At 70.5% G+C, this 23,491-nt stretch carries 19 protein-coding genes; 7 read left to right on the top strand and 12 right to left on the bottom strand.

Annotation, left to right across the window (positions count from 1 at the left end):
* The first annotated feature begins 70 nt into the window (after positions 1 to 70).
* The 5 genes from OG842_RS31390 to OG842_RS31370 all read left to right on the top strand — a co-directional run bounded on the left by OG842_RS31390 (position 71) and on the right by OG842_RS31370 (position 6,097).
* Positions 71 to 862 carry an MIP/aquaporin family protein gene (locus OG842_RS31390; protein ID WP_266736085.1) on the top strand — a complete coding sequence of 264 codons (792 nt, stop codon included), beginning with the start codon at positions 71 to 73 and terminating at the stop codon, positions 860 to 862.
* Between the two features lie 56 nt (positions 863 to 918).
* A complete protein-coding gene (gene glpK / locus OG842_RS31385) occupies positions 919 to 2,445 on the top strand; it encodes a glycerol kinase GlpK (protein ID WP_266421599.1) in 1,527 nt (508 codons plus the stop codon).
* Between the two features lie 5 nt (positions 2,446 to 2,450).
* Positions 2,451 to 4,061: a glycerol-3-phosphate dehydrogenase/oxidase gene (locus OG842_RS31380; RefSeq protein ID WP_266736086.1), complete on the top strand. Its 1,611-nt coding sequence runs from the start codon at positions 2,451 to 2,453 to the stop codon at positions 4,059 to 4,061.
* Positions 4,062 to 4,212: 151 nt separating this feature from the next.
* Positions 4,213 to 5,271, top strand: coding sequence for an LLM class flavin-dependent oxidoreductase (locus tag OG842_RS31375; RefSeq protein WP_266736087.1), 1,059 nt, complete (start codon positions 4,213 to 4,215; stop codon positions 5,269 to 5,271).
* 154 nt (positions 5,272 to 5,425) lie between these two features.
* Positions 5,426 to 6,097 (top strand): FadR/GntR family transcriptional regulator, encoded by a 672-nt coding sequence (locus OG842_RS31370; protein ID WP_266736088.1) that lies wholly within the window; start codon positions 5,426 to 5,428, stop codon positions 6,095 to 6,097.
* A 97-nt stretch (positions 6,098 to 6,194) separates the two neighbouring features.
* Here the strand turns inward: OG842_RS31370 and OG842_RS31365 are convergent, their stop codons facing one another.
* The 5 genes from OG842_RS31365 to OG842_RS31345 all read right to left on the bottom strand — a co-directional run bounded on the left by OG842_RS31365 (position 6,195) and on the right by OG842_RS31345 (position 12,068).
* Positions 6,195 to 7,247 (bottom strand): ABC transporter permease, encoded by a 1,053-nt coding sequence (locus OG842_RS31365; RefSeq protein WP_266736089.1) that lies wholly within the window; start codon positions 7,245 to 7,247, stop codon positions 6,195 to 6,197.
* Positions 7,244 to 8,764 carry a sugar ABC transporter ATP-binding protein gene (locus OG842_RS31360; RefSeq protein WP_266736091.1) on the bottom strand — a complete coding sequence of 507 codons (1,521 nt, stop codon included), beginning with the start codon at positions 8,762 to 8,764 and terminating at the stop codon, positions 7,244 to 7,246. Before OG842_RS31360 ends, OG842_RS31365 begins: the two co-directional genes overlap by 4 nt.
* A gap of 2 nt (positions 8,765 to 8,766) precedes the next feature.
* On the bottom strand, positions 8,767 to 9,807 hold the full coding sequence (locus tag OG842_RS31355; RefSeq protein WP_266736092.1) for a sugar ABC transporter substrate-binding protein: 1,041 nt from the start codon (positions 9,805 to 9,807) through the stop codon (positions 8,767 to 8,769).
* Between the two features lie 129 nt (positions 9,808 to 9,936).
* A complete protein-coding gene (locus OG842_RS31350) occupies positions 9,937 to 10,716 on the bottom strand; it encodes an SDR family NAD(P)-dependent oxidoreductase (protein WP_266736094.1) in 780 nt (259 codons plus the stop codon).
* Positions 10,713 to 12,068 carry an L-fuconate dehydratase gene (locus OG842_RS31345; protein ID WP_266736096.1) on the bottom strand — a complete coding sequence of 452 codons (1,356 nt, stop codon included), beginning with the start codon at positions 12,066 to 12,068 and terminating at the stop codon, positions 10,713 to 10,715. The genes OG842_RS31350 and OG842_RS31345 overlap by 4 nt, the downstream gene beginning before the upstream one ends.
* 256 nt (positions 12,069 to 12,324) lie before the next feature.
* On the opposite strand from OG842_RS31345, the gene OG842_RS31340 reads away from it, so the two are divergent.
* A complete protein-coding gene (locus tag OG842_RS31340) occupies positions 12,325 to 13,407 on the top strand; it encodes a PAC2 family protein (protein WP_266736097.1) in 1,083 nt (360 codons plus the stop codon).
* A gap of 63 nt (positions 13,408 to 13,470) precedes the next feature.
* Here OG842_RS31340 and OG842_RS31335 read toward each other — a convergent pair whose 3' ends face one another.
* The 5 genes from OG842_RS31335 to OG842_RS31315 form a co-directional block, all read right to left on the bottom strand.
* Complete coding sequence (locus tag OG842_RS31335) at positions 13,471 to 16,515, bottom strand: NPCBM/NEW2 domain-containing protein (RefSeq protein ID WP_266736098.1); 3,045 nt, start codon at positions 16,513 to 16,515, stop codon at positions 13,471 to 13,473.
* Positions 16,516 to 16,649: 134 nt separating this feature from the next.
* On the bottom strand, positions 16,650 to 17,879 hold the full coding sequence (gene mshC, locus OG842_RS31330; protein WP_266736099.1) for a cysteine--1-D-myo-inosityl 2-amino-2-deoxy-alpha-D-glucopyranoside ligase: 1,230 nt from the start codon (positions 17,877 to 17,879) through the stop codon (positions 16,650 to 16,652).
* 152 nt (positions 17,880 to 18,031) lie between these two features.
* On the bottom strand, positions 18,032 to 18,904 hold the full coding sequence (locus tag OG842_RS31325) for an SCO1664 family protein (RefSeq protein WP_266736100.1): 873 nt from the start codon (positions 18,902 to 18,904) through the stop codon (positions 18,032 to 18,034).
* Complete coding sequence (locus tag OG842_RS31320) at positions 18,868 to 19,458, bottom strand: DUF3090 domain-containing protein (protein WP_124718684.1); 591 nt, start codon at positions 19,456 to 19,458, stop codon at positions 18,868 to 18,870. The genes OG842_RS31325 and OG842_RS31320 overlap by 37 nt, the downstream gene beginning before the upstream one ends.
* Positions 19,459 to 19,562: 104 nt before the next feature.
* Entirely contained in the window at positions 19,563 to 20,261 is a 699-nt protein-coding gene (locus OG842_RS31315) for a histidine phosphatase family protein (protein ID WP_266736101.1), read from the bottom strand.
* A gap of 65 nt (positions 20,262 to 20,326) precedes the next feature.
* Here OG842_RS31315 and corA point away from each other — a divergent pair, with 65 nt between their 5' ends.
* Positions 20,327 to 21,322, top strand: a complete 996-nt coding sequence (corA, locus tag OG842_RS31310) for a magnesium/cobalt transporter CorA (protein WP_266736102.1) — start codon at positions 20,327 to 20,329, stop codon at positions 21,320 to 21,322.
* 25 nt (positions 21,323 to 21,347) lie between these two features.
* Here the strand turns inward: corA and OG842_RS31305 are convergent, their stop codons facing one another.
* Both OG842_RS31305 and OG842_RS31300 read right to left on the bottom strand, forming a co-directional pair.
* Positions 21,348 to 22,136 (bottom strand): ferritin-like domain-containing protein, encoded by a 789-nt coding sequence (locus OG842_RS31305; protein WP_266736104.1) that lies wholly within the window; start codon positions 22,134 to 22,136, stop codon positions 21,348 to 21,350.
* Between the two features lie 200 nt (positions 22,137 to 22,336).
* A complete protein-coding gene (locus tag OG842_RS31300; protein WP_266736105.1) occupies positions 22,337 to 23,386 on the bottom strand; it encodes an LLM class F420-dependent oxidoreductase in 1,050 nt (349 codons plus the stop codon).
* Positions 23,387 to 23,491: the final 105 nt, after the last annotated feature.

Here is a 23,491-nt window from a genome sequence, read left to right as displayed (position 1 = left end):
CCACGAGGGCGCGGACCACCGGAGGGACCCGGGGTTCGGCTTCCCTGGACGAAGGACAAAGGAGTCGCGGGTGTCCAGCTCCGACATCTTCATCGGCGAGACCATAGGTACCGCCGTGCTCATCCTGCTCGGCGGCGGTGTCTGTGCCGCCGTCACTCTCAAGCGCTCCAAGGCGCGGAACGCCGGCTGGCTGGCCATCACCTTCGGGTGGGGTTTCGCCGTGCTGACCGGCGCGTATCTGGCCGGTGGGGTTTCCGGCGCGCACCTCAACCCGGCGGTCACGATCGGTCTCGCGATCGAGGGCGGCACCGAGTGGAGCGACGTTCCGCTGTACCTCGGCTCCCAGCTGCTCGGCGCGATGATCGGCGCGGTGCTGGTCTGGCTGACGTACTACGGGCAGTTCCGGGCACACCTCACGGATCCGGAGATCCTGTCCGCCCACACGGGTGAAGAGGGCATGGTCGACAAGGCCTCCGCCCCGAAGGCCGGGCCGGTCCTGGGCATCTTCTCCACCGGTCCCGAGATCCGCCACGCCGTGCAGAACCTGGTCACGGAGATCATCGCCACCGTCGTGCTCGTCCTGGCGATCCTCACCCAGGGCCTGAACAACGAGGGCAACGGTCTGGGCACGCTCGGCGCGCTGGTCACCGCCCTGGTGGTCGTCGGTATCGGTCTCTCGCTCGGCGGCCCGACGGGCTACGCGATCAACCCGGTTCGCGACCTCGGTCCGCGTATCGTGCACGCGCTGCTGCCGTTGCCGAACAAGGGCGGTTCCGACTGGGGCTACGCGTGGATCCCGGTCGCCGGACCGCTCATCGGCGGCGCGATCGCGGGCGGCCTCTACAACGTCGCCTTCGCCTGAGCCGTGGCGCCCAGAGCCGCAACCCTCACGACCACACAGACTTCCGGGAGCACACCGTGACCGACGCACACACCACCGGCCCGTTCATCGCGGCCATCGACCAGGGCACCACCTCCAGCCGCTGCATCGTCTTCGACAAGGACGGCCGGATCGTCTCCGTCGACCAGAAGGAGCACGAGCAGATCTTCCCGAAGCCGGGCTGGGTCGAGCACAACGCGACCGAGATCTGGGAGAACGTCCAGGAAGTCGTGGCCGGCGCCATCGTCAAGGCGGGCATCACCGCCGCCGACGTGAAGGCGATCGGCATCACGAACCAGCGCGAGACCACGCTGCTCTGGGACAAGAACACCGGTGAGCCGGTCCACAACGCCCTCGTCTGGCAGGACACCCGGACGGACGCGCTCTGCAAGGAGCTCGGCCGCAATGTCGGGCAGGACCGTTTCCGCCGCGAGACCGGGCTGCCGCTCGCCTCTTACTTCGCCGGCCCCAAGGTCCGCTGGCTGCTCGACAACGTCGAGGGGCTGCGCGAGCGCGCCGAGCGCGGCGACATCCTCTTCGGCACCATGGACTCCTGGGTCATCTGGAACCTGACCGGCGGCACCGACGGCGGCGTCCACGTCACCGACGTCACCAACGCCTCGCGCACCCTCCTGATGAACCTGCACGAGATGCAGTGGGACGAGCGGATCCTGCAGTCGATGGAGATCCCGGCCGCGGTGCTCCCCGAGATCCGTTCCTCCGCCGAGGTGTACGGCAACGCCAAGGGCGGCGTGCTCGACGGGGTCCCGGTGGCGTCCGCGCTCGGTGACCAGCAGGCGGCCCTCTTCGGCCAGACCTGCTTCTCCGAGGGCGAGGCCAAGTCCACGTACGGCACCGGCACCTTCATGCTGATGAACACCGGTGAGACGCCCGTCAACTCGTACAACGGGCTGCTGACGACCGTCGGGTACCGGATCGGCGACCAGAAGCCGGTCTACGCCCTGGAGGGCTCCATCGCCGTCACCGGTTCGCTGGTGCAGTGGATGCGCGACCAGATGGGCCTGATCAAGTCCGCGGCCGAGATCGAGACCCTGGCCTCCTCGGTCGAGGACAACGGCGGCGCGTACTTCGTGCCCGCGTTCTCCGGTCTGTTCGCCCCGTACTGGCGCTCCGACGCCCGCGGTGTCATCGCCGGTCTGACCAGGTACGTCACCAAGGCACACATCGCCCGTGCCGTCCTGGAGGCCACCGCCTGGCAGACCCGCGAGATCACCGACGCCATGACCAAGGACTCCGGGGTCGAGCTGACCGCCCTGAAGGTCGACGGCGGCATGACCTCCAACAACCTGCTGATGCAGACGCTCGCCGACTTCCTGGACGCGCCCGTGGTGCGGCCCATGGTCGCCGAGACGACCTGCCTCGGCGCCGCCTACGCCGCCGGTCTGGCCGTCGGCTTCTGGCCGGACACCGACGCGCTGCGCGCCAACTGGCGCCGGGCCGCCGAGTGGACCCCCCGCATGGACGCGGACACCCGCGACCGCGAGTACAAGAGCTGGCTCAAGGCCGTGGAACGGACCATGGGCTGGATCGAAGACGAGGAGTAATCGACATGACCACCCTGCAGAGCGTCCCGGCCCTCGGGACCCACCCGGCCTCCGGCTCCCTCCCGAGCCGTGCCGAAACCCGGGAGCAGCTGTCCAAGGCGGCGTACGACCTCCTGGTGATCGGTGGCGGCATCCTGGGCATCTCCACCGCCTGGCACGCCGCGCAGTCCGGGCTGCGGGTGGCTCTGGTGGACGCCGGCGACTTCGCCGGCGCCACTTCCTCCGCCTCCTCCAAGCTGCTCCACGGCGGTCTGCGCTACCTGCAGACCGGCGCGGTGAAGCTGGTCGCGGAGAACCACTTCGAGCGCCGTGCGGTGTCCCGCCAGGTGGCCCCCCACCTGGCCAATCCGCTCACCTTCTACCTGCCGGTCTACAAGGGCGGCCCGCACGGCGCGGCCAAGCTCGGCGCGGGGGTGTTCGCCTACTCGGCGCTCTCCGCGTTCGGTGACGGCGTCGGGCATGTCATCAGCCCGGCGAAGGCCCGGCGCGATGTGCCGGAGCTGCGTACGGACAACCTGAAGGCCGTCGCGGTCTACGGCGACGACCAGATGAACGACGCCCGGATGGCGCTGATGACGGTGCGCGCGGCCGTCGACGCGGGTGCGGTCGTGCTCAACCACGCGGCGGTGACCGGGCTGCGGTTCACCAGGGGCCGGGTGACCGGCGCCGATCTCGAGGACCGCCTGGACGGCACGGAGTTCGGTGTCAACGCCCGTCTCGTGCTGAACGCCACCGGGCCGTGGGTCGACCACCTGCGCAGGATGGAGAACCCGGACGCGGCGCCTTCCATACGCCTGTCCAAGGGCGCGCACCTAGTCCTGAAGCGCACCCGTCCGTGGAAGGCCGCGCTGGCCACCCCGATCGACAAGTACCGCATCACGTTCGCCCTGCCGTGGGAGGACATGCTGCTGCTCGGCACGACGGACGAGGCGTACGAGGGCGATCCCGCGGACGTCGCGGTCAACGAGAAGGACACCGCACAGATCCTCGACGAGGCGGCGTTCTCCATCCGGGACCAGCAGCTCTCGCGCGATCTGATCACGTACTCCTTCGCCGGTCTGCGGGTGCTGCCGGGCGGCCCCGGCGACACGTCCAAGGCCAAGCGCGAGACGGTCGTGACGGAGGGGCGCGGCGGGATGCTGTCGGTCGCGGGCGGCAAGTGGACGACGTTCCGCCACATCGGCCGTACGGTGATGAGCAAGCTGGCCGCGCTCCCCGGGCACCCGCTCGCGGAGGACATGGAGCCGATCTCGCGGCTGCCGAAGAAGCTCCCGCTGCCCGGCATCGCCAACCCGAACGCGGTGGCGCACCGGCTGCTGATCGACGGCGCCGCGCCGGGTCCCCGGATGTCGGCCGACACCGCGCGGCACCTCGCCACGCACTACGGTTCGCTCTCCTTCGACATCGCCCGGATGGCGAACGAGAACCCGGCGCTGGCCGAGCGCATCCACCCGGACGCGCCGGAGATCTGGGCGCAGGTCGCCTACGCCCGTGACCACGAGTGGGCCGAGACGGCGGACGACGTGCTGCGCCGCCGCACCACGCTCACGATCCGGGGCCTGGCGACGGACGAGATCCGGGCGGGCGTCGAGTCGATGCTCGGCGACCGGGACTGACGAGGACGTACGTACGGGTACGGGGACGTAGGTCGAGGGGGCGGCTCCCGCGGGGGAGGCCGCCCCTTCCCGCGTGTCCGGAACGGCACGGTCTGCCGACGCGCCACACGGCTGCCATACGGGCGCAATACGGCACGGGGACAGTTGAACCATGAAATTCTCTGTGCTCTCCCTCATCGGCCACGCCCCGCACCCGCTGAACCACCGGCTCCCCTCCCCCGCCGAGCGGTTCGAGGAAGTGATCGGGACCGGCGTCGTCGCGGAACGGCTCGGTTTCGACGCGTACGCGATCGGTGAACGGCACGCCGGTCCGTTCCTCTCGTCCAGCCCGGGTGTGGTGCTCGGCGCGCTGGCGGCCCGTACCTCCACGATCCGGCTGCTGACCGGCGTCACGGTCGTCGCGATCCTCGATCCGGTGCGGGTGGCCGAGGACTTCGCGACGCTCGACCAGATCTCCGGGGGCCGGATCGAGCTGGTCGTCGGGAAGGGTGCGGAGGCCGGCCACTTCGACCTCTTCGGGCTCGACGAGGAGCGGCAGTGGGACCTCCAGAAGGAGAAGTACGAACTGCTGCGCCGGCTCTGGAGCGAGGAGGGCGTCGACTGGGAGGGCGAGTTCCGGCCCGCCCTGAAGAACACCACGACCCTGCCGCGCCCGTACGCGGGACCTCCGTGCGTCTGGCACGGCTCGGCGACCAGCCTCGAATCCCCCGAACTGGCGGCGCGCCACGGCGATCCGCTCTTCACCGCCAACGCCGTCCAGCCCCGTGCGGCGTACGCCCGGCTGATCGACCACTACCGGGAGCGCTTCGAGGCGTACGGCCACGATCCGGCCCGCGCGCATGTGGCCGCGGGCTCGGGCGGGCTGCTGATCGCCGACAGTTCGCAGCAGGCCGTGGAGCGCTACAAGGAGCTGTACGAGGCGAAGGTGGCACAGTCCTTCCGGCCGCACCTGGAAGGGAGGGCCGGGTACAACACACCGTTCCGGACGATCGAGGAGGCCATCGCGGACGGGCCCCAGCTGATCGGCAGCCCGCAGCAGATCACCGACAAGATTCTCGGCTGGCACGAGGTGTACGGGCACGACCTCCAGTCGGTCGGCGTGGACGGCTTCGGGCTGAGCGCCGACGAGCAGGCCGAGACGCTCCAGCGGTTCGCGGAGGAGATCGCTCCGGTGGTGCGGCGCGAGGCACCGTCCACGCTCTGGGACTGACCCCGGCGGGCGTCCGGCCGCCCGCACCCTGGACGACCTGCGGCAGACCTGGTTCATCCGCCTCCTCCGACCCGCATAATGAAGGGATACATCGGATGTCTGAACCCAGTTCTGATTCCAGTTCTGATTCCAGTCCGGATCCAGGAGGACCGTCATGGCTGTCACCGACGAGGCGATCGAGAAGATCAAGGGAATGATCGTCTCGGGTGCGCTGCGCCCCGGCGACCGGCTCCCCAAGGAGAGCGAACTCGCGGCGGAGCTCGGGCTCTCCCGCAACTCGCTCCGGGAGGCGGTGCGGGCTCTTTCGCTCATCCGCATTCTCGATGTGCGCCAGGGCGACGGCACCTATGTGACCAGCCTCGATCCGCAGCTGCTCCTGGAGGCACTGAGCTTCGTGGTGGACTTCCACCGCGACGACACGGTGCTGGAGTTCCTCGCGGTCCGCAGGATCCTGGAGCCCGCCGCGACGGCGATGGCCGCCACCCGGATCAGCGAGGCCCAACTGGACGCGCTCAGCTCTCAGTTGGATGCGCTGGGGGCGCAGCCCTCGGTGGAGGAGCTGGTCGCCAGCGATCTGGAGTTCCACCGGGGCATCGTGCAGTCGTCCGGGAACTCGGTGCTCTGCTCGCTGCTCGACGGGCTGTCGGGGCCGACGACCCGGGCGCGGGTCTGGCGCGGGCTGACGCAGGAGGACGCGGTCACCCGGACGCTCCACGAGCACCGGGCGATCGTGTCGGCGCTGCGGGACCGGGACGCGGAGGCCGCGCGGGCCTGGGCGACGGTGCATGTGGCGAGCGTGGAGCAGTGGTTGCGGTCGTCGCTGTAGCGCGGGGCTGGACGGACCCGGGGCTCCGGACCGGACCCCCGGACCTCGAACGCCGGACGGGCTGGATCTGCACCGTCCGGCGTTCGGGAAGCGGGATTCAGTCCTGCTTCTCGCCGCTCGCGAAGCGGGAGATGACCAGGGCGACGATGATGATCGCGCCGTTGAGGAACTGGTTCCACAGCGCCGGGACACCGCCGAGGGTCATCACATTGACCACCAGCTGGAGCGTCAGCACACCGGTCAGCGCCCCGAACAGCGTGCCGCGGCCGCCCTTGAGGCTGATGCCGCCGATGACCGCGGCGGCGAACACCTGGAAGATCCAGCCGTTGCCCTGGGTCGCCGCGACCGATCCGTAGTGACCGGTGTAGAGGATGCCCGCGAAGGCCGCCAGCAGGCCGCCGACGGCCAGCACGATCCAGGTGACCCGGTCCACCCGGATGCCCGCCGCGCGCGCCGCTTCCGGGTTGCCGCCGATGGCGTACAGCGAGCGGCCGTGGCGCAGCCAGGCCAGCGCGGCGCCGCCGACGGCGAACAGCGCGAGGCAGATCCAGACGGCGGCCGGTGCGCCGAGCCACTCGCTCTTGCCGAGGTAGCGGAAGGACTCCGGGACGTCCGTGATGGACTTGCCCTCGGTGATGCCGATGTGCAGGCCGCGCAGCATGGTGAGCATGCCGAGCGTGGCGATGAAGCCGTTGACCCTCAGCTTCAGCATCAGGAAGCCGTTGACCGCGCCGATGACCAGGCCGACCAGCAGACAGAGCGGGATCGCCGACCACGTGGGCAGCAGCCCCAGGCCCGCGAAGCGGCCGCCCTCGGCGGGCAGCACCAGCCACATCGCGACGACCGGCGCGATGCCGATCGTCGACTCCAGCGACAGGTCCATCCGCCCGCAGATCAGGATCAGCGCCTGGCCCAGCACCAGCAGGCTCAGCTCGGAGGACTGCTGGACGACGCTGATCAGGTTCTCGGAGGTCAGGAACACCGGCGAGACGATGAACCCGATCACCATCAGCACCAGGATCACCGGTACCAGCGAGAAGTCGCTCCACCTGATCAGCTTGAGCCGGTCCAGCGGCCTTTCGCCGGCCGGGGAGCCCTTCGGTCCGCTGTCGATGCCGTCGGCCGTCAGGGGCCGTACCGTGCCGGTCATTCCCTCTCCCCCACACCTTCCATGGCGGCGACGAGCTCCCCGTCGTTCCACCCGCTTGCGAATGTCGCGACCACGCGTCCGTGGAACAGGGCGAGCACCCGGTCGCAGACCCGCAGATCGTCCAGCTCGTCCGAGATGATCACTGCGGCGTTCCCCTCGTCGGCGACCCGCCGTACGACTCCGAGCAGCGAGTCCTTGGACTTGATGTCCACGCCCGCGGTGGGCCGCACCGCCACCAGCACGCTGGGTTCACGGGCCAGCGCCCTGGCCACCACCACCTTCTGCTGGTTGCCGCCCGAGAGTCCGGAGACGGGCTGTTCGGGCCCCTGTGTCTTGATGTCCAGCGAGGCGATCATCGAGCGCGCGAACTCCCTGGTACGGGAGGGCAGTACGGTCCCCCACGGGCCGAGCTGGTCGGTGACCGTGAGCGTGGCGTTCTCGGCGACGCTGCGTTCCAGGACGAGGCCCTGGTCGTGCCGGTCCTCGGGGATGTAGCCGATCCCGGCGTCCAGCGCGTGCGGCACGCTGCCGGAGCGCACGGCCCTGCCGTGCACCCGGACGGTGCCGCCGCCCGCCTTCCGCATGCCGGCCAGGGTCTCGCCCAGGGCCGTGTTGCCGCTCGCCGCCGATCCGGCCAGGCCGAGCACCTCGCCGGGGCGGACCTCCAGGTCCAGTGGTTCGAACTGGCCCTGGACGGTGAGCCCTTCGGTACGCAGCACGGGGTCGGCCGATCCGTCCCGTGCCGCGGCCCCACTGCCGCCCGCGTGCCAGGCGGTGGCACCGGCGGACTGCTCGCCGGTCATCGCCGCCACCAGCTCCGCCTTGGCGATGTCGGCGACCGGGGCGGTCAGCACATGGCGGGCGTCACGGTAGACGGTGACCGCCGTGCACAGCTCGTACACCTCCTGGAGGTGGTGGGAGATGAAGAGGAACGCCACTCCCTGGCTCTGCAGTTCCCGCAGCTTGTCGAAGAGCCTCCCGATGCCCCGGGCGTCGAGCTGGGCGGTCGGCTCGTCCAGGACGATCAGCCGGGCGCCGAAGGACAGCGCCCTGGCGATCTCGACGAACTGCCGCTGCTCGACGGCGAGATCGCGTGCCCGGGTGCTGGGGTCGACCTCTACACCGTACTCGGCCAGCAGCCGCTGCGCGCGGCTGCGGAGCCTGCCCCAGCTGATCCAGCGTGCCTTGTCGTCGAAGCGGTTGAGGAAGAGATTCTCCGCGACGGTCAGATCCGGGACGACCATGGATTTCTGGTAGACGCAGGCGATCTTCGACTGCCAGGCCGCGGTGTCCCCGAAGGCGGGCGCGGGCTCCCCGCCGAAGGCGACCGTGCCCGCGTCCGCCTTGTGGAGTCCGGTCAGGACACTGACCAGGGTCGACTTTCCGGCGCCGTTGCGCCCGACCAGGGCGTGCGACTCACCCGGCTGCACGGTGAGCCGGACCCCGTCGAGCGCCACGGTGGGCCCGAAGCGTTTGACAACGCCTTCCGCCTGTACGGCAGGTGGTGCCTGGTCCATGGCTAGCTCTTCTTCTCCAGCTGGTTGGCCCACAGCTTCGGGTCGTCGACGTTGTCCTTGGTCACCAGCGGCGCGGGGAGCTGGTCCTCGAAGCCGTTCGGGATCTTGATGATGTTGGAGTCGTGGTCGGTGGGGCCTTCCTTGAAGGTCTTGCCGTCCAGGGCCGCCTTGGCGTAGTACAGCGCGTACTTCGCGTACAGGTCGGCGGGCTGGGAGATCGTCGCGTCGATCTTCCCGGCCTTGATGGCGTCGAACTCCTCGGGGATGCCGTCGTTGGATATGATCGTGATGTGCCCCGGCGTACCGGCCGGCTTCAGCAGCTTCTTCTGCTCCAGCAGGGCGAGGGTGGGCTGCAGGAAGACACCGCCGGCCTGCATGTAGATGCCGTTGATGTCGGGGTTGGCGGCCAGGGTGGCCTGGAGCTTGGCGGAGGCGACGTCGCCCTTCCAGTCGGTGGCCAGCTCGAAGACCTTGATGCCGGGGAAGTCCTTGTCCATGCAGGCCTTGAACGCCTCGGACCGGTCGCGGCCGTTGATCGAGGAGAGGTCGCCCTGGAACTCGACGACCTTGCCCTTGCCCTTGAGCTGCTCGCCGAGGTACTTGCAGGCGTTGGTCCCGTACGCCTTGTTGTCGGCGCGCACCACCATGTAGATGTTGCCCTTGTCGGGGCGGGTGTCGACGCTGACGACCGGGATCTTCTTCTCGTTCAGCGTGTTGAGCGACTCGGCGATCGCACCGGTGTCCTGCGGTGCCATCACCACGGCCTTGGCACCCTGGTCGGTGAAGGTCTGGACGTTGGCGACCAGCTTGCCGATGTCGTTCTGCGAGTTGGTCAGCGGCAGCGCCTTGACCTCGCCGGCCTCGACACCCTTCTCCACGTAGTTCTGGTACGAGTTCCAGAAGTCGCTGTCGCTGCGCGGCAGGTCGATCCCGACCTTCCCGCCGCCCGCGCCGTCGGCGGTCGACTCGCGGTTGCAGCCCGCGAGGGCGGTGACTGCCAGCAGTACGGCGCAGGCCGCCGCACTCGTCGTACGCACTCTCATTGGTGTCCCGTCCTTTGTGAGTACCGGCTCGGAGCCCTGTCGGCAAAGCGGAGGTGCATCGTGCGCGGAGGTGCATCGTGCGCGGGGGGCGCGGCCCATGACGCGGCTCGGGCCGCGCTCCCCCGGTCGTCAGCTCTCGGCGGGGCGCAGGCGCAGCCCCTGCATGCCGCCGTCGACGGCCAGCGCCGTGCCGGTGACCGAGGCGGCGGCGGGGCTCGCGAGGTAGACGATCGCGGCGGCCACCTCGTCGGCCGACACCAGCCGTCCCAGAGGCTGGCGGGCGTTGAGCGCGGCCCGCTCGGCTGCCGGGTCGTCGGCCTGGCCGAGGAGCCGGCCGATCCACGGGGTGTCCGCCGTACCGGGGTTGACGCAGTTGACCCGGATGCCCTCGCGGACGTGGTCGGCGGCCATCGCCAGGGTCAGCGAGAGCACCGCGCCCTTGCTCGCGCTGTACAGGGCGCGCTGCGGCAGCCCGGCGGTCGCCGCGATGGAGCAGGTCTGGGTGATCGAGACGGCGCCTGGGCGGTCGGCCGCCGCGCGCCGCAGATGGGGCAGGGCGTGCCGGGCGGTGCGGACCATGCCGAGGACGTTGATGTCCAGGACCCGGGTCCACTCCTCGTCGGCGTTGTCCTCGACGGTGCCGATGGATCCGATGCCGGCGTTGGAGACGACGGTGTGCAGTGCGCCCAGTTCGGCGGCGGCCCGGTCGACCGCCTCGCGCACCGCGTCGTCGTCGGTGACGTCGGCCTTGACGGCGAGGACGCCCTCGGGGGCGCCCGCGGTCTCCCGGTCCAGTACGGCCACCCGGGCGCCGCGCGCCAGCAGCATGGTCGCGACGGCGGCCCCGATGCCGGAGGCGCCGCCCGTGACCAGGGCTCCCATTCCTTCGAAGTCGCTCGTCGCGGTCATCGGCCGGCCTCCTCGGTGGTGCGGCGGGACTGCCATACGGCGCCCTCCGGATAGCGGTGTGCGTCGATCGACTCGGGGAGCATCCGGGCGGAGAAGCCCGGGGAGCTCGGCGCGGTGTAGCGGCCCGACTCGATCACGGTGGGATCGGCGAAGTGTTCGTGGAGATGGTCGACGTACTCGATCACACGGTTGTCCCAACTGCCTGAGACCGCCACGTAGTCGAACATCGAGAGGTGCTGCACCAGCTCGCAGAGTCCTACCCCGCCCGCGTGCGGGCAGACCGGCACGCCGTACTTGGCGGCGAGCAGCAGGATCGCCAGGTTCTCGTTGACGCCCGCGACGCGGGCCGCGTCGATCTGGACGAAGTCGACGGCCCCGGCCTGGAGCAGTTGCTTGAACACGACCCGGTTGGCGACGTGTTCGCCGGTTGCGACCTTGACCGGCTGGCCCGCGCGGACGGCGGCGTGGCCGAGGATGTCGTCGGGGCTGGTCGGTTCCTCGATCCAGTGCGGGTCGTACGGCGCGAGCGCGGTCATCCACTCGACCGCGTCCTGGACGTCCCAGCGCTGGTTGGCGTCGACGGCGATCCGGATGTCCGGTCCGACGGCCTCGCGGGCCAGGGCGAGTCTGCGGACGTCGTCGCTCAGGCTGCCGCCGACCTTCAGCTTGATCTGGGTGAAGCCGTCGGCGACGGCCTCCTTCGCGAGCCCGACCAGCTTGTCGTCGCTGTAGCCCAGCCAGCCGGGCGAGGTGGTGTACGCCGGGTACCCTTCGGCACGCAGCCGCTCGGCGCGCTCGGCCCGGCCGGGTTCGGCGGCCCGCAGGATCTCCAGGGCCTCGTCGGGGGTGAGGGCGTCGGTGAGGTACCGGAAGTCGACGAGGGAGACGAGCTCCTCGGGCGTCATCCCGGCGAGGAACTCCCAGACCGGCCTGCCCGCGAGCTTGGCGGCCAGGTCCCAGGCGGCGTTGACGACCGCTCCGGCCGCCATGTGCATCACGCCCTTCTCCGGGCCGAGCCAGCGCAGTTGCGAGTCATGGGTGAGCTCGCGGTGCAGTGCGGCGAGATCGGCCGCGGTGCGGGGCACCGGGCGCCCCAACAGATAGGGGCGCAGCGTGTCGATGGCGGCGGCCATCACCTCGTTGCCGCGCCCGATGGTGAAACAGAAGCCATGTCCCTCGATGCCGCCGCTGCCGCTGTCCGGTCCGCCCGTGCGGTCCTGGACATCGGTGCGCAGTACGACGTAGGCAGCCGAGTAGTCGGGATCGGGGTTCATGGCGTCCGAGCCGTCCAGTTGTTCCGAGGTCGGAAAACGGATGTCGTGGACCTCGAAATCCGTGACGGTCTGACTCATGTGCGCCCCCAGGGGAATAACATCGGACCTCTGTTCTGGTCATCCGATGTATAGCGCCACGAAGACCCCAACGTCCAGCGCCTGAACGAAATCTACCCATCACAGCTCGGATGTATCCCGGGTCTGATGCCCTGATTCGACCGGTGATACGCCTGTGCGGGCCGGGTTCGCCCGGCCGTGTGCTCGGGCTGCGGCGCAAGTGGCCGGAAGCCGTAAGGTTGATGGGTACACAAGGGAACTTCGGAAGGAGGCCTGGGTGATCGAGCTCGAGGGGGTTCCCGAGCTGATCGACCCGGTCATGGTGGCCGCGTTCGAGGGTTGGAACGACGCAGGGGACGCCGCCTCCACGGCGGTCGCGCACCTGGACCGGGAGTGGAAGGGCGAGGTGTTCGCGGCGCTGGACGCCGAGGACTACTACGACTTCCAGGTCAACCGGCCGACGCTCTGGCTGGACGGCGGGGTGCGCAAGATCACCTGGCCGACCACCCGGCTCTCCGTGGTCCGCGTCGGCGGGGACAAGCCCCGCGATCTCGTCCTGGTCCGGGGTATCGAACCATCCATGCGCTGGCGCTCGTTCTGCAACGAGATCCTGGGCTTCGCCCATGAGCTGGGAGTGGAGATGGTGGTGATCCTGGGCGCCCTGCTCGGCGACACCCCGCACACCCGGCCGGTGCCGGTCAGCGGAGTCACCTCCGACCCGGACCTGGCGCGGACCATGGACCTGGAGGAGACCAAGTACGAGGGGCCGACGGGCATCGTCGGCATCCTCCAGGAGGCCTGCACGCACGCGGGCGTGCCCGCGGTGAGCCTGTGGGCGGCGGTGCCGCACTACGTGTCGCAGCCACCCAACCCGAAGGCCACGCTCGCGCTGCTGAACCGGCTGGAGGACCTCATCGGTCTGCGCATCCCGCTGGGCGAACTGCCCGAGGACGCGCGCGCCTGGCAGCTCGGCGTCGACCAACTGGCCGCCGAGGACAGCGAAGTGGCCGAGTACGTGCAGACGCTGGAGGAGGCCCGGGACACCGCCGAGCTGCCCGAGGCGAGCGGCGAGGCCATCGCCCGGGAGTTCGAGCGGTATCTGCGCCGCAGGGACATCGGTCCGGGCCAGGCACCGGGCGGGCACGCGACGGAGAGCGGCGACACCTCGTACCTGCGCGACACCTCCAGCGGCCGCACCCGGCCGCCGAAGCCGGTCCGTCCCGAGACCGGGGGCGACACGGGACCCGGCACGCCGCCCGCGGACGGACCCGGCCGGCAGCCACCGGCCGACCGGGAGGGCGACGGCGGCGGGGACGGCGAGGGACCCCAGGGTCCGCCGGAGGACTCCCCGGAGGACTGACGGGACCGGTGGAGCGCCGGGCGGGTACGTGACCGCCCGGCGCTCCCGTGCTGTCCGGGACATTCAGGAACAGGTGAACCGGGCTCCGGCCCAGTCCCCGTGGTCACCGGTCTTGGAGCCGTTGGTGTCCGTGACCTTCAGGTGCACATGGCGCGCACCGTCGAGCTTCACGTCGACCGGCACGGTCGCCGAGGCCCCGGTCACCTTCGGGGAGGTCCACAGCACCTTGCCGTCCGCCTCGACGGAGAAGGCCACTTCCCCGTAGCCGTTGATCTCGTCGTCGATGCCCGCGTCCGCGGTGAACGTGGTGCAGCGCCCGCCGAGATAGACCTCGATGTCGGAGTCGGCGTGGGTGCCGATCCCCTTCTCGTACGTCTTCCCGGCGAGGGTCAGCGGGTGCCCGTCGGTGGCGCCCGACTCGCCGTTGCTGCGGTCGCGTTCGGCCGGTCCGTAGCCGTTGGTGGACTTCAGCCACACCAGATCGCTCGCCCAGGCCTCACCGGTGGGCGGCGGTGGCATCACTCCGGCGGCGAACCGCTGGGTGGCGGTGCGGGATTCACCGGCCGACCGGTAGCGGACGAGGGCGGTGATCCGTGCCTCTCCCGCCGTGGCGTCCTTCGCGGGGGTGACGGAGACCTCGACCCGCCGGGTGGTGCCCGCCGGGATCCGGTCCACCTTCGCGGGCCCGGCGACCTGCCAGCCCTCGGGGACGTCCAGACCGACCTGGGCATCCGTCACATCGGCCGTGCCCGCGGTGACGTCGACGGTGACGGTGCCCTCGGCCCCGGCGCCGACCTCCTGGCCGGACGGCGCGGAGACCACGGCGTTCGCCGCGGCGGTCCGCCCGCCGACCGCGCTGGTGTTCTTCAGCTTCACCGAGAACGACCCGGCGGTGGAGAGCGGCGCGGTCTTGATCTTCACGACGCCGCCGCGGTCGTCCCGGTCGTACCACCAGCCCTGCTTCGCGGCCTTGTACGCGGCGGCGGAGTCCAGCCGGGGCAGCTTCCCGCCGAGTTCGACCGCGCTCGGGGCGGAACCGGTGTGCACGCTGAACTCGTACGGGCGCTTGCCCTGCTTGCCGGTGAACTCCCCCTTGCTCGCGCCGATCCGCACGGTCACGTCGCCCGCGCCCCGAACCGGTGCGTCGACGTCGGCCCGCTGGGTGGCGTACTTGCCGTCGCGGTGCTGCCGGGTGACGCCGTCGTCCTCGTACAGCGTGAAGGACGACTTGCCCTGCGGGTAGATGTCCCAGGCGAGCGGGGAGCCGGCGGTGCGGTCCTTGTACGAGCGGATGCCGGGCCACATCGGCACGCTGGCACCGCCCTTGACGAACAGCGGCAGGGTGTCGAGCGGGGCGCTGTAGTCGTCGAGGGTGACCGGCCCCTCGTAGGTCCGCCCGCTCCAGTAGTCGGTCCAGGTGCCCTTCGGCAGGTAGATGCCGTCGCGTTCGGTGCTGTCCTGGTAGACCGGGGCGACGAGGAAGTCCTCGCCGGACATGAATTCGTACTTCGCCGCGTCCGTCGCCGCCTTCGGGTCGTCCGGGTATTCGAGGACGAGCGGGCGGACCATGCCGACGCCGGTCTTCGTCGCCTCGTGCGCGTAGGAGTACTGGTAGGGCAGCAGCGACTCCTTGAGCTTGAGGTAGTCGCGGTTGATCGTGGTGTGCGGCTCCCCGTACCGGAAGGGCTGCTTGTCGCTGGCCGCCCAGCCGTCCATCGTCATCGTGGTCCCCAGGAACATCTTCCACTGGAGGTCACGGGTGTACGTCTTGGCGCTGCCGCCGAAGATGCCGTCGACGTCGCCGGTGGTGTAGGCGAGACCGGACATCGTGGCGCCCGCGTAGGTCGGGATCTGCCAGCGGATGTAGTCCCAGGTGCCGTACTGGTCGCCGGACCACTGCACACCGCAGCGCTGCGCGCCCGACCAGCTCTCGGGGGCGTAGGTGAAGCCGCGGGCGTCGCTGTTGTCCTCGATGCCCTTGTACGCGTCCTTGCAGCCGTCCAGGGCGAACTTGTAGCCGGCGCCGATCCAGGCGACGTCCAGCTTGGCGACCCGCTGGCCGGCCTTGACCTGCTCGGCGATCTTGTCGATGCCGTCCTGGGTCCACAGGCCGAGCTGCATGTCGCGGTCCTGGAGGCCCTTGGCCGTCTCGGCGAGGTCCTCGTGGCCGCAGCCGTAGCCGTCGTTGACGAGCATCCAGCCGTTGGGCATGTCGTTCTCGACGTAGCCGTCGGCGACCTTCAGGGCGTCCAGGGTGTGGCGCTCACCGCGGTTGGCGTTGTGGAGGTAGCAGTCGGCGTCGCCGATCTCCATCCCGTACACCGGCGGCAGGAAGGGCTTGCCGGTGAGCTTCGTGTACTGCCCGATGACGTCCTTGGCGCTGTCGCCCGCGAAGTAGTAAGCGTCGAAGCGCTGCTCCTTCGCGCTGGTGGTCACCGGGTCGTTGAAGGCGTAGGTGTTCGGCGCGTAGGTGTTGCGGAAGACGCCGTAGCCGGCCGAGGAGAGGTAGAACGGCACCGAGTTGGGGTGGCCGCCGTCGTTCCAGTTGTAGTCGACGCCGACCTCGACGGTCTTGTCGCGGTGCGAGGTGTTGCCCCGGCCGTTCTGCATGCCGGCGCCGTAGAACTGCTCGTCCGCGCCGCGGGCCAGCGTCTGGGTGGTCTTCCCGCCGTTCCAGCTCAGCCCCTTGGCCTCGGACCAGACCTGGCTGCCGTCCGCCCGGTACAGGGCGAAGCGCAGGGGAGATTTGTAGGCCCGCAGGGTGACGTCGGAGGTGGAGAGTTCGTAGCGGTCGCTCCGCTCCTTCCACCGGGTGTGCGGCGGGGTGCCCTGCGGCAGGACGATGTCGTCGCCCGTCGGGTCCGAGAACGTGCCGTCCGGGGCGAGTTCGATGCGGAAGGTCTCGTCGGAGACGAAGCTGACCCGGGCCTCGGCGGCTCCGGCCTTCAGGTGGTAGACGGATCCGTCGGCGGAGAACCCGGTGAGGTCGCCGACCGTGGTGTCCGGCTCGGCAGCACCGGCCTGGGCCGCACCTGGTCCCGAGAGGACGGCGAGCAACCCCAGCAAGGCTGCAACTGCCGCCGTTCTGATGCGCGTTGATGATTGCATAGAGCGCTTTTAGCGCAGCATCGAGCACTTGACCATGGACAAAACGGAACCGGCCCTGAACTTCGTCGAGAAGTCCAAGGCCGGTTCGTCCGGAACGTCCGGTGGATATCAGCGGGTTGCCACCCTGCGCGGCGCTACAGGGCGACGCCCAGCAGTGCGTCGACGGTGCGCGAGACGAGGCCGGGCGCGCCCTCGTCCGTACCGCCCTCGGCGTTCTGCCGCTCGGCCCAGCGGTCCACGGCGGCCAGCGCGGCCGGCGCGTCCAGGTCGTCGGCGAGGGCCTCGCGGACCTCCTCGACCAGGGCATCGGCGGGCAGTCCGTCGGGCCGGGAGACGGCGGCCCGCCACCGGGCCAGCCGCTCCACCGCGTCGGCGAGCACCTGGTCCGTCCACTCCCAGTCGGACCGGTAGTGGTGCGACAGCAGCGCCAGCCGGATCGCCGCCGGGTCCACGCCGTCGCGGCGCAGCTGCGAGACGAAGACCAGGTTTCCCCTGGACTTGGACATCTTCTCGCCGTCCAGGCCGACCATTCCGGCGTGCACGTAGGCCTGGGCGAAGGGGTGTTCACCGGTCAGCACCTGGGCGTGCGAGGCGCCCATCTCGTGGTGCGGGAAGGCGAGGTCGGACCCGCCGGCCTGGACGTCGAAGCCCATGCCGAGGTGGTCCAGGGCGATGGCGACGCACTCGATGTGCCAGCCGGGCCGGCCGGGGCCGAGCGAGCCACCGTCCCAGCTCGGCTCGCCCTCGCGGGCGGCCATCCAGAGCATCGGGTCGAGCGGGTTCTTCTTGCCGGGGCGCTCCGGGTCGCCGCCGCGTTCGGCGGAGAGCAGCCGCATCGCCTCGGCGTCGAGGTTGGAGACCTCGCCGAAGTGCGGGTCGGTCTCGACGGAGAAGTACACGTCGCCGTCGAGCTCGTAGGCGGCGCCGGCGTCGCGGAGCCGTTCCACCAGCGGGACGATGCCGGGTATCGCCTCCACGGCGCCGATGTAGTGCTTCGGCGGGAGCATGCGCAGGGCGGTCATGTCCTCGCGGAACAGGGCCGTCTCGCGCTCGGCGAGCTCGGTCCAGTCCTGGCCGTCGCGCACGGCCCGCTCCAGGAGCGGGTCGTCCACGTCGGTCACGTTCTGGACATAGTGAACCTGCCGCTTGGTGTCGAGCCACACGCGCTGAACGAGGTCGAACGCGTTGTAGGTCGCCGCATGACCCATGTGGGTCGCGTCGTACGGCGTGATGCCGCAGACGTAGATGCGGGCGACGGGACCGGGGTCAAGGGTGATCCGTCCGCCGGTCGCGGTGTCGTGGATCCGAAGGTCGCGGCCCTTGCCAGGCAGGGCGGGGACCTCAGAAGCGGGCCAGGCATGCATGTCACGAGCGTAACCGGATGCATGTTCCGGATACGAACCGGATGCCGGATCTTGACCGAAGAGGCACTCTTGCGCCGGGCGGTTCCATCTGCTTGGGGAGACGGCCCGGTCACCCCGGTCCGCGCCCCGCCACCCCGTTTCCGCTGCTCCGCTCAGACCGGGGGCCAGGGGATCGACGGCCATTGCCCGCTCGGCTCCGGGTGTCTGCCCGTCGCCCTGAGCCCCGCCACACGGCCCCGCAACGCCTCGATCTCGACCTCGGTGATCAGCTCGGCCAGCCGGGTGACGAGCGGGGTTCCCGGCGCGAGTTCCGCGCCCAGCCGTTCCACGACCTCGACGGCCTCGGCCGTCAGCGGCTCCCCCGCCCAGCCCCAGAGCAGCGTGCGCAGCTTGTCGTCGGCGTTGAATGTCACACCGTGGTCGATGCCGTAGAGCCGGCCGCCGGGTGCGGGCAGCAGATGGCCGCCCTTGCGGTCGCCGTTGTTGATCACCGCGTCGAGGACGGCCAGCCGCCGCAGCCGGGCGTCGTCCGCGTGGACCAGCAGGGCCGTCCTGCCCTCACCGACCTCGGCGTGGGCGACGGCCTTCCAGCCCTCCCCCGGCTCCTCGTCCTCGACGAGCGCGAGCAGTGGCGGCTCGCCCGCCTCGCCGTCCCCGCCATTCTCGTTGTCCTCGTCGCGCTGGGGTGCCGCGTCGATCCACAGCTGGCACATGCCCTCGCCGTACGGGCCGTCCCGCAGCACGGTGGGCGGCACCAGGCCCCAGCCGGTCGCCTCGGAGATCTCGTACGCGGCCACCTCGCGGGCGGCGAGCGTGCCGTCCGGGAAGTCCCACAGGGGCTGCTCGCCGGCCACCGGCTTGTAGACGCAGGCCGCCTCCTCGCCGTCGCGCGCGACCGTGCAGTAGAGCACCGCGTTGGACGCGCCGCGGATCTGTCCGAGAACGGTGAGCTCGCCCTCGGTGAGCAGATCGACCAGTTCGCTGCCGGTCAGGCTCCGCGACGGTATCCGTTCTGGCGCGGGCATACGTGTCCTTCCGGGTCTAGCGGCAGGCTGCACAGCGGGCACGGCGGACGTCCGGCGTTCACGACGTCCAGGGCGCGCTTGGCGAAGGCCCGTGCCTGCGCGCCGCTGAGACGGACCCGGAGCATCGGCGGTCCGTTCTCCTCGTCCTGGAGCAGCCGTTCCTCGGCCTCGGCGAGATCCTCGTCGGATTCCACGTCCAGTTCGACCAGCGCCTGCGCCTCGACGATCATGCGCTGTTCCTCGCCGTCCCAGGCGAGCGCCATCGTGCCGACCCGGAACTCCTCCTCGACGGGGACGTCCAGGGGCGCGGTGTCGGTGACGTCCATCGGCGCCACGGCGGGCACCGGGGAATTCCCGCCGGTCCGCCGCACCACCTCGTCGAGCAGTTCGTCGATCCGCTCGGCGAGCGCGGCGACCTGGGTCTTCTCCAGGGCCACGCTGGTGACACGTCCGCCTGAGGATGCCTGCAGGAAGAACGTACGACGTCCAGGCAACCCGACCGTACCGGCCACGAAGCGGTCCGGGGGGTCGTAGAGGAACACCTGACGGGACACGTCCTGTCTCCCTTGAACTCGACGGTGGATGGGGGGCGGCCGGGGCCCGGGACATTCCCCGGGGCAAGGCGCCTACGGAGCGTCCACCCTACTGCGCGAAGCGATCACGGTGCCCCAGCGCCGCCCCCGACCGCCGCGTCCGCGTCCGAGCCCTCCGGGCGCGGGTGTTCGCGCGGCGCCAGCGACGCAAGGTCCCCGGTGTCGCCGAGCCGCAGCAGGAAGGGCCGCAGCCTGGTGTAGCGGATCGCGGTGACCGAGCAGGGGTCGGCGTGGATCCGCTGGAAGAGGTCGAGATGCATGCCGAGCGCATCGGCGACCAGGGCCTTGATGATGTCGCCGTGCGAGCACATCACGTACATGGCGTCGTCGCCGTGCCCGGCCTCGATACGGGCGTTCCAGTCCCGTACGGCGTCGACCGCTCGCGCCTGCATGCCGCGCATCGACTCGCCGCCGGGGAACGCCGCGGCCGACGGGTGCTGCTGCACTACGCCCATCAGGGGTTCGTCGGCGAGTTCCGCGAGCTTGCGCCCCGACCAGTCGCCGTAGTCGCACTCACTGATCCGGTCCTCGGTGTGCAGCTCCAGCTCCGGACGGGCGGCGAGCAGCGGCCGCAGGGTCTCCCGGCAGCGCTGGAGCGGGCTGCTGACGGCGGCGGCCAGGGGCAGCCCGGCGAGCCGTCCGGGCAGCGCCGCGGCCTGCTCGGCACCGCGTTCGTCGAGCGCGACCCCGGGAGTGCGGCCCGCGAGCACCCCGGCGGTGTTGGCGGTGGAGCGTCCGTGGCGTACGAGGATCAGGGTGGGCATACGGGCCAGCCTAAGGGCTGGCCGCCGACGCCGATGAGGTGCGCCCAGGACCGCGGCAGGGAAGAATGCGCGCCGTGATCGTGGACTGTGCCATCTACCGGGACGGGCGCCGCACCGACGGCCCCGCCGACCTCTCCGATGCCCTCGAAGAGGCACGGGCCACCGGCGACGCGTTCCTCTGGATCGGGCTGCACGAGCCGACGGAGAAGGAGTTCGGCCTCGTCAGCAGCGAGTTCGGCCTGCATCCGCTGGCCGTGGAGGACGCCCTGAGCGCGCACCAGCGCCCCAAGCTGGAGGTGTACGACGACTCGCTCTTCGCGGTCATCAAGCCGGTGGTGTACGAGCAGAGCAGCGACACCGTCACCACCGACGAGCTGATGGCCTTCATCGGCGATTCGTTCGTCGTGACGGTCCGGCACGGGGAGGGCGCGCCGCTCGCCGCGGTGCGCCGCCGCCTGGAGGCCGAGCCGGAGGTGCTCAAGCACGGGCCGACGGCGGTGCTGTACGCGATCAGTGACGCCGTCGTCGACCACTACATAGAGGTCGCGGGCGAGCTCCAGGTCGACCTGGAGGAGCTGGAGGCCGAGGTCTTCGCGCCGACCGGCGTCGGTGACACCAAGAGCACCGCGTCCCGCATCTACACCTTCAAGCGGCAGATCCTGGAGTTCCGCCGGGCGGCCGGACCGCTGAGCTCCCCCATGGCCCGGCTGGCGAGCGCGGACGTGCCGTTCGTCCACGAACACTCGCAGCCGTTCTTCCGCGACGTCAGCGACCATCTGACGCGCGCCAACGAGTACGTGGAGGGGCTGGACCGGCTGCTCTCCGACATCCTCTCGGCCCATCTGGCCCAGGTGGGCGTGCGGCAGAACGACGACATGCGCAAGATCTCGGCCTGGGCGGCGATGGCCGCCGTGCCGACGATGGTGGCGGGGATCTACGGCATGAACTTCGACCACATGCCGGAACTCCGCTGGGTGTGGGCCTATCCGGCGGTGATCGCGCTGATGGCCGCCGTGGTCTTCGGGCTGTACCGGCAGTTCAAGCGTCGCGGCTGGCTCTGAAGTACGGGCGGGCGCCCCGCCCGGTTCAGGCGAACCCGGGCTCCGGCGTGGCGGGACCGCCCAGCGCGTCGCGCCGCTCGGGCTGTTCCAGGCTCACCATGCGCCGCCACCCGACGAGCCGTTCGTACGTGTAGACGGCGTGGATCCCGGCGGCCAGCACCGCCGATCTGACCCGGGGCCAGCCCAGGATGCGGCCCATGTGGTCCATCACGGCGAGGCTGACGTCGCGGTAGACCCGGATCTCGACGAGCGCGCACTCGCGCAGGATGTGCTGGACGGTGCGGCCGTGTCCGGCCCGTGCGAGGCGGAGCAGTTCCTCGTGGCAGTACGCCAGATGGTTGTCCTCGTCGTTCGAGATCATTTTCACGGCGCGGCCGAGGTCGGGGTGGTCGGCGAAGTACTTGCGCAGCAGGGCCATCTGCTCGGAGGCGCGCTGCTCGGTGACCCGGCTGTGGGCGAGGTAGGTGATGATGTCGCGCTCGGAGAGCCGTTCCTCGCCCCGCAGCTGCTCGTGGGCGAGGCCGATGCCGTGCTTCTCCAGCAGCATCGTGTAGTCGGTCTCGTGCGGGACCTCCGCAGGCTGGAGCCCACGCTTCTTCAGCAGCGCGTTGAAGATCCGGCCGTGCTTGTCCTCGTCGGCACCGTGCCGCGCGATCTTGGGCGCCAGGGCGCGCTGGCTCTCGGGCACCAGGGCGGCGATACGGCCGTTCTCCCAGCCGCCCTGGGCCTCCCCGCCGGCCGCGATGGAACAGAACAGCCGGAACGACTCGTCGTCTTCGAGAATCTCCTGGAACAGGTTCCTTGCCGAGAGCATCACTGCCACCTCCGTGCCGCATCCACCGAGCGACAGTCAAGTGCGGCACACCCACGCGGGCAACAGGAACGAGCCCCGGCTACTCCGGATGGGGGTGCGGCCCGGCGTAACCGAACTGCCGTGCGCGCGTTGATATGCGTAACGGCCGTGGCGGGGAGCCCCCGAGCCCCCACCACGGCCGTAGAGCTGCCTCCCGGGGCTTACGCGAGCCCGGAGCGCTCCAGCGCGTCCGTACCGGCCCGCAGGGCCGTGAGCCGCTCCTCCAGCGTGAATCCGGCCGGGGCGAGGGTCAGTGTCGTGACACCCGCGGCGGCGTAGGCCTGCATCCGCTCGGCGATCCGCTCGACCGGACCGAGCAGCGTGGTCTGGTCGATCAGCTGGTGCGGTACGGCGGCGGCGGCGCCGCTCTTGTCGCCGGACAGGTACTTGTCCTGGATCTCGGCGGCTTCCTTCTCATAGCCCATGCGCTGCGCGAGCTGGTTGTAGAAGTTCTGCTTCCGGCTGCCCATGCCGCCCACGTACAGGGCGGTGTACGGACGGAACATGTCCGCGAGGCCGTTGACGTCGTCGCCGACGGCGAGCGGCAGGGTCGGGCAGACGTCGAAGCCCGCCATGGTCAGACCGGCCTTCTCCCGGCCCGCCCGCAGGTACTTCAGCGCCGTGTCCTCCAGGTGCTCGGCGGAGGGGAAGATCAGCAGCGCGCCGTCGGCGATCTCGCCGGTCTGTTCCAGGTTCTTCGGGCCGATCGCGGCGATGTAGAGCGGGATGTGCTCGCGCTGCGGGTGGACGGTCAGCTTGATGGGCTTGCCCGGACCGTCCGGCAGCGGCAGCGTCCAGTGCTGTCCCTCGTAGGAGAGCCGCTCGCGGGACATGGCCCTGCGGACGATCTCGACGTACTCCCGGGTACGGGCCAGCGGCTTGTCGAACTTGACGCCGTACCAGCCCTCGGAGACCTGCGGTCCCGACACGCCGAGGCCGAGCCGGAACCGGCCGCCGGAGAGCGAGTCGAGGGTGGCGGCGGTCATCGCCGTCATGGCCGGCTGGCGAGCCGGGATCTGCATGATCGCGGAGCCGACGTCGATGGACTCGGTCCGGGCGGCGACCCAGGAGAGCACGGTCGGCGCGTCGGAGCCGTACGCCTCGGCCGCCCAGCACACGTCGTATCCGAGCCGGTCGGCCTCCTGGGCGACGGCGAGATTGTCGCCGTCCATTCCCGCGCCCCAGTAACCGAGATTGATGCCGAGCCGCATAGCCGCTCCCCTTACCGATCAGTAACGTCCCTGAGCTCCGGACTCTAGCGCGCGGCGGCGCGATCCGGCAGGGGCGACTTGACGCCGCGTTGTCCACAGGCTTCC

The organism is Streptomyces sp. NBC_00376, assembly GCF_036077095.1.
Classification (GTDB): domain Bacteria; phylum Actinomycetota; class Actinomycetes; order Streptomycetales; family Streptomycetaceae; genus Streptomyces.
Note: the sequence above shows the minus strand (reverse complement) of the source record. Positions and strands in the feature narration are given on the sequence as shown.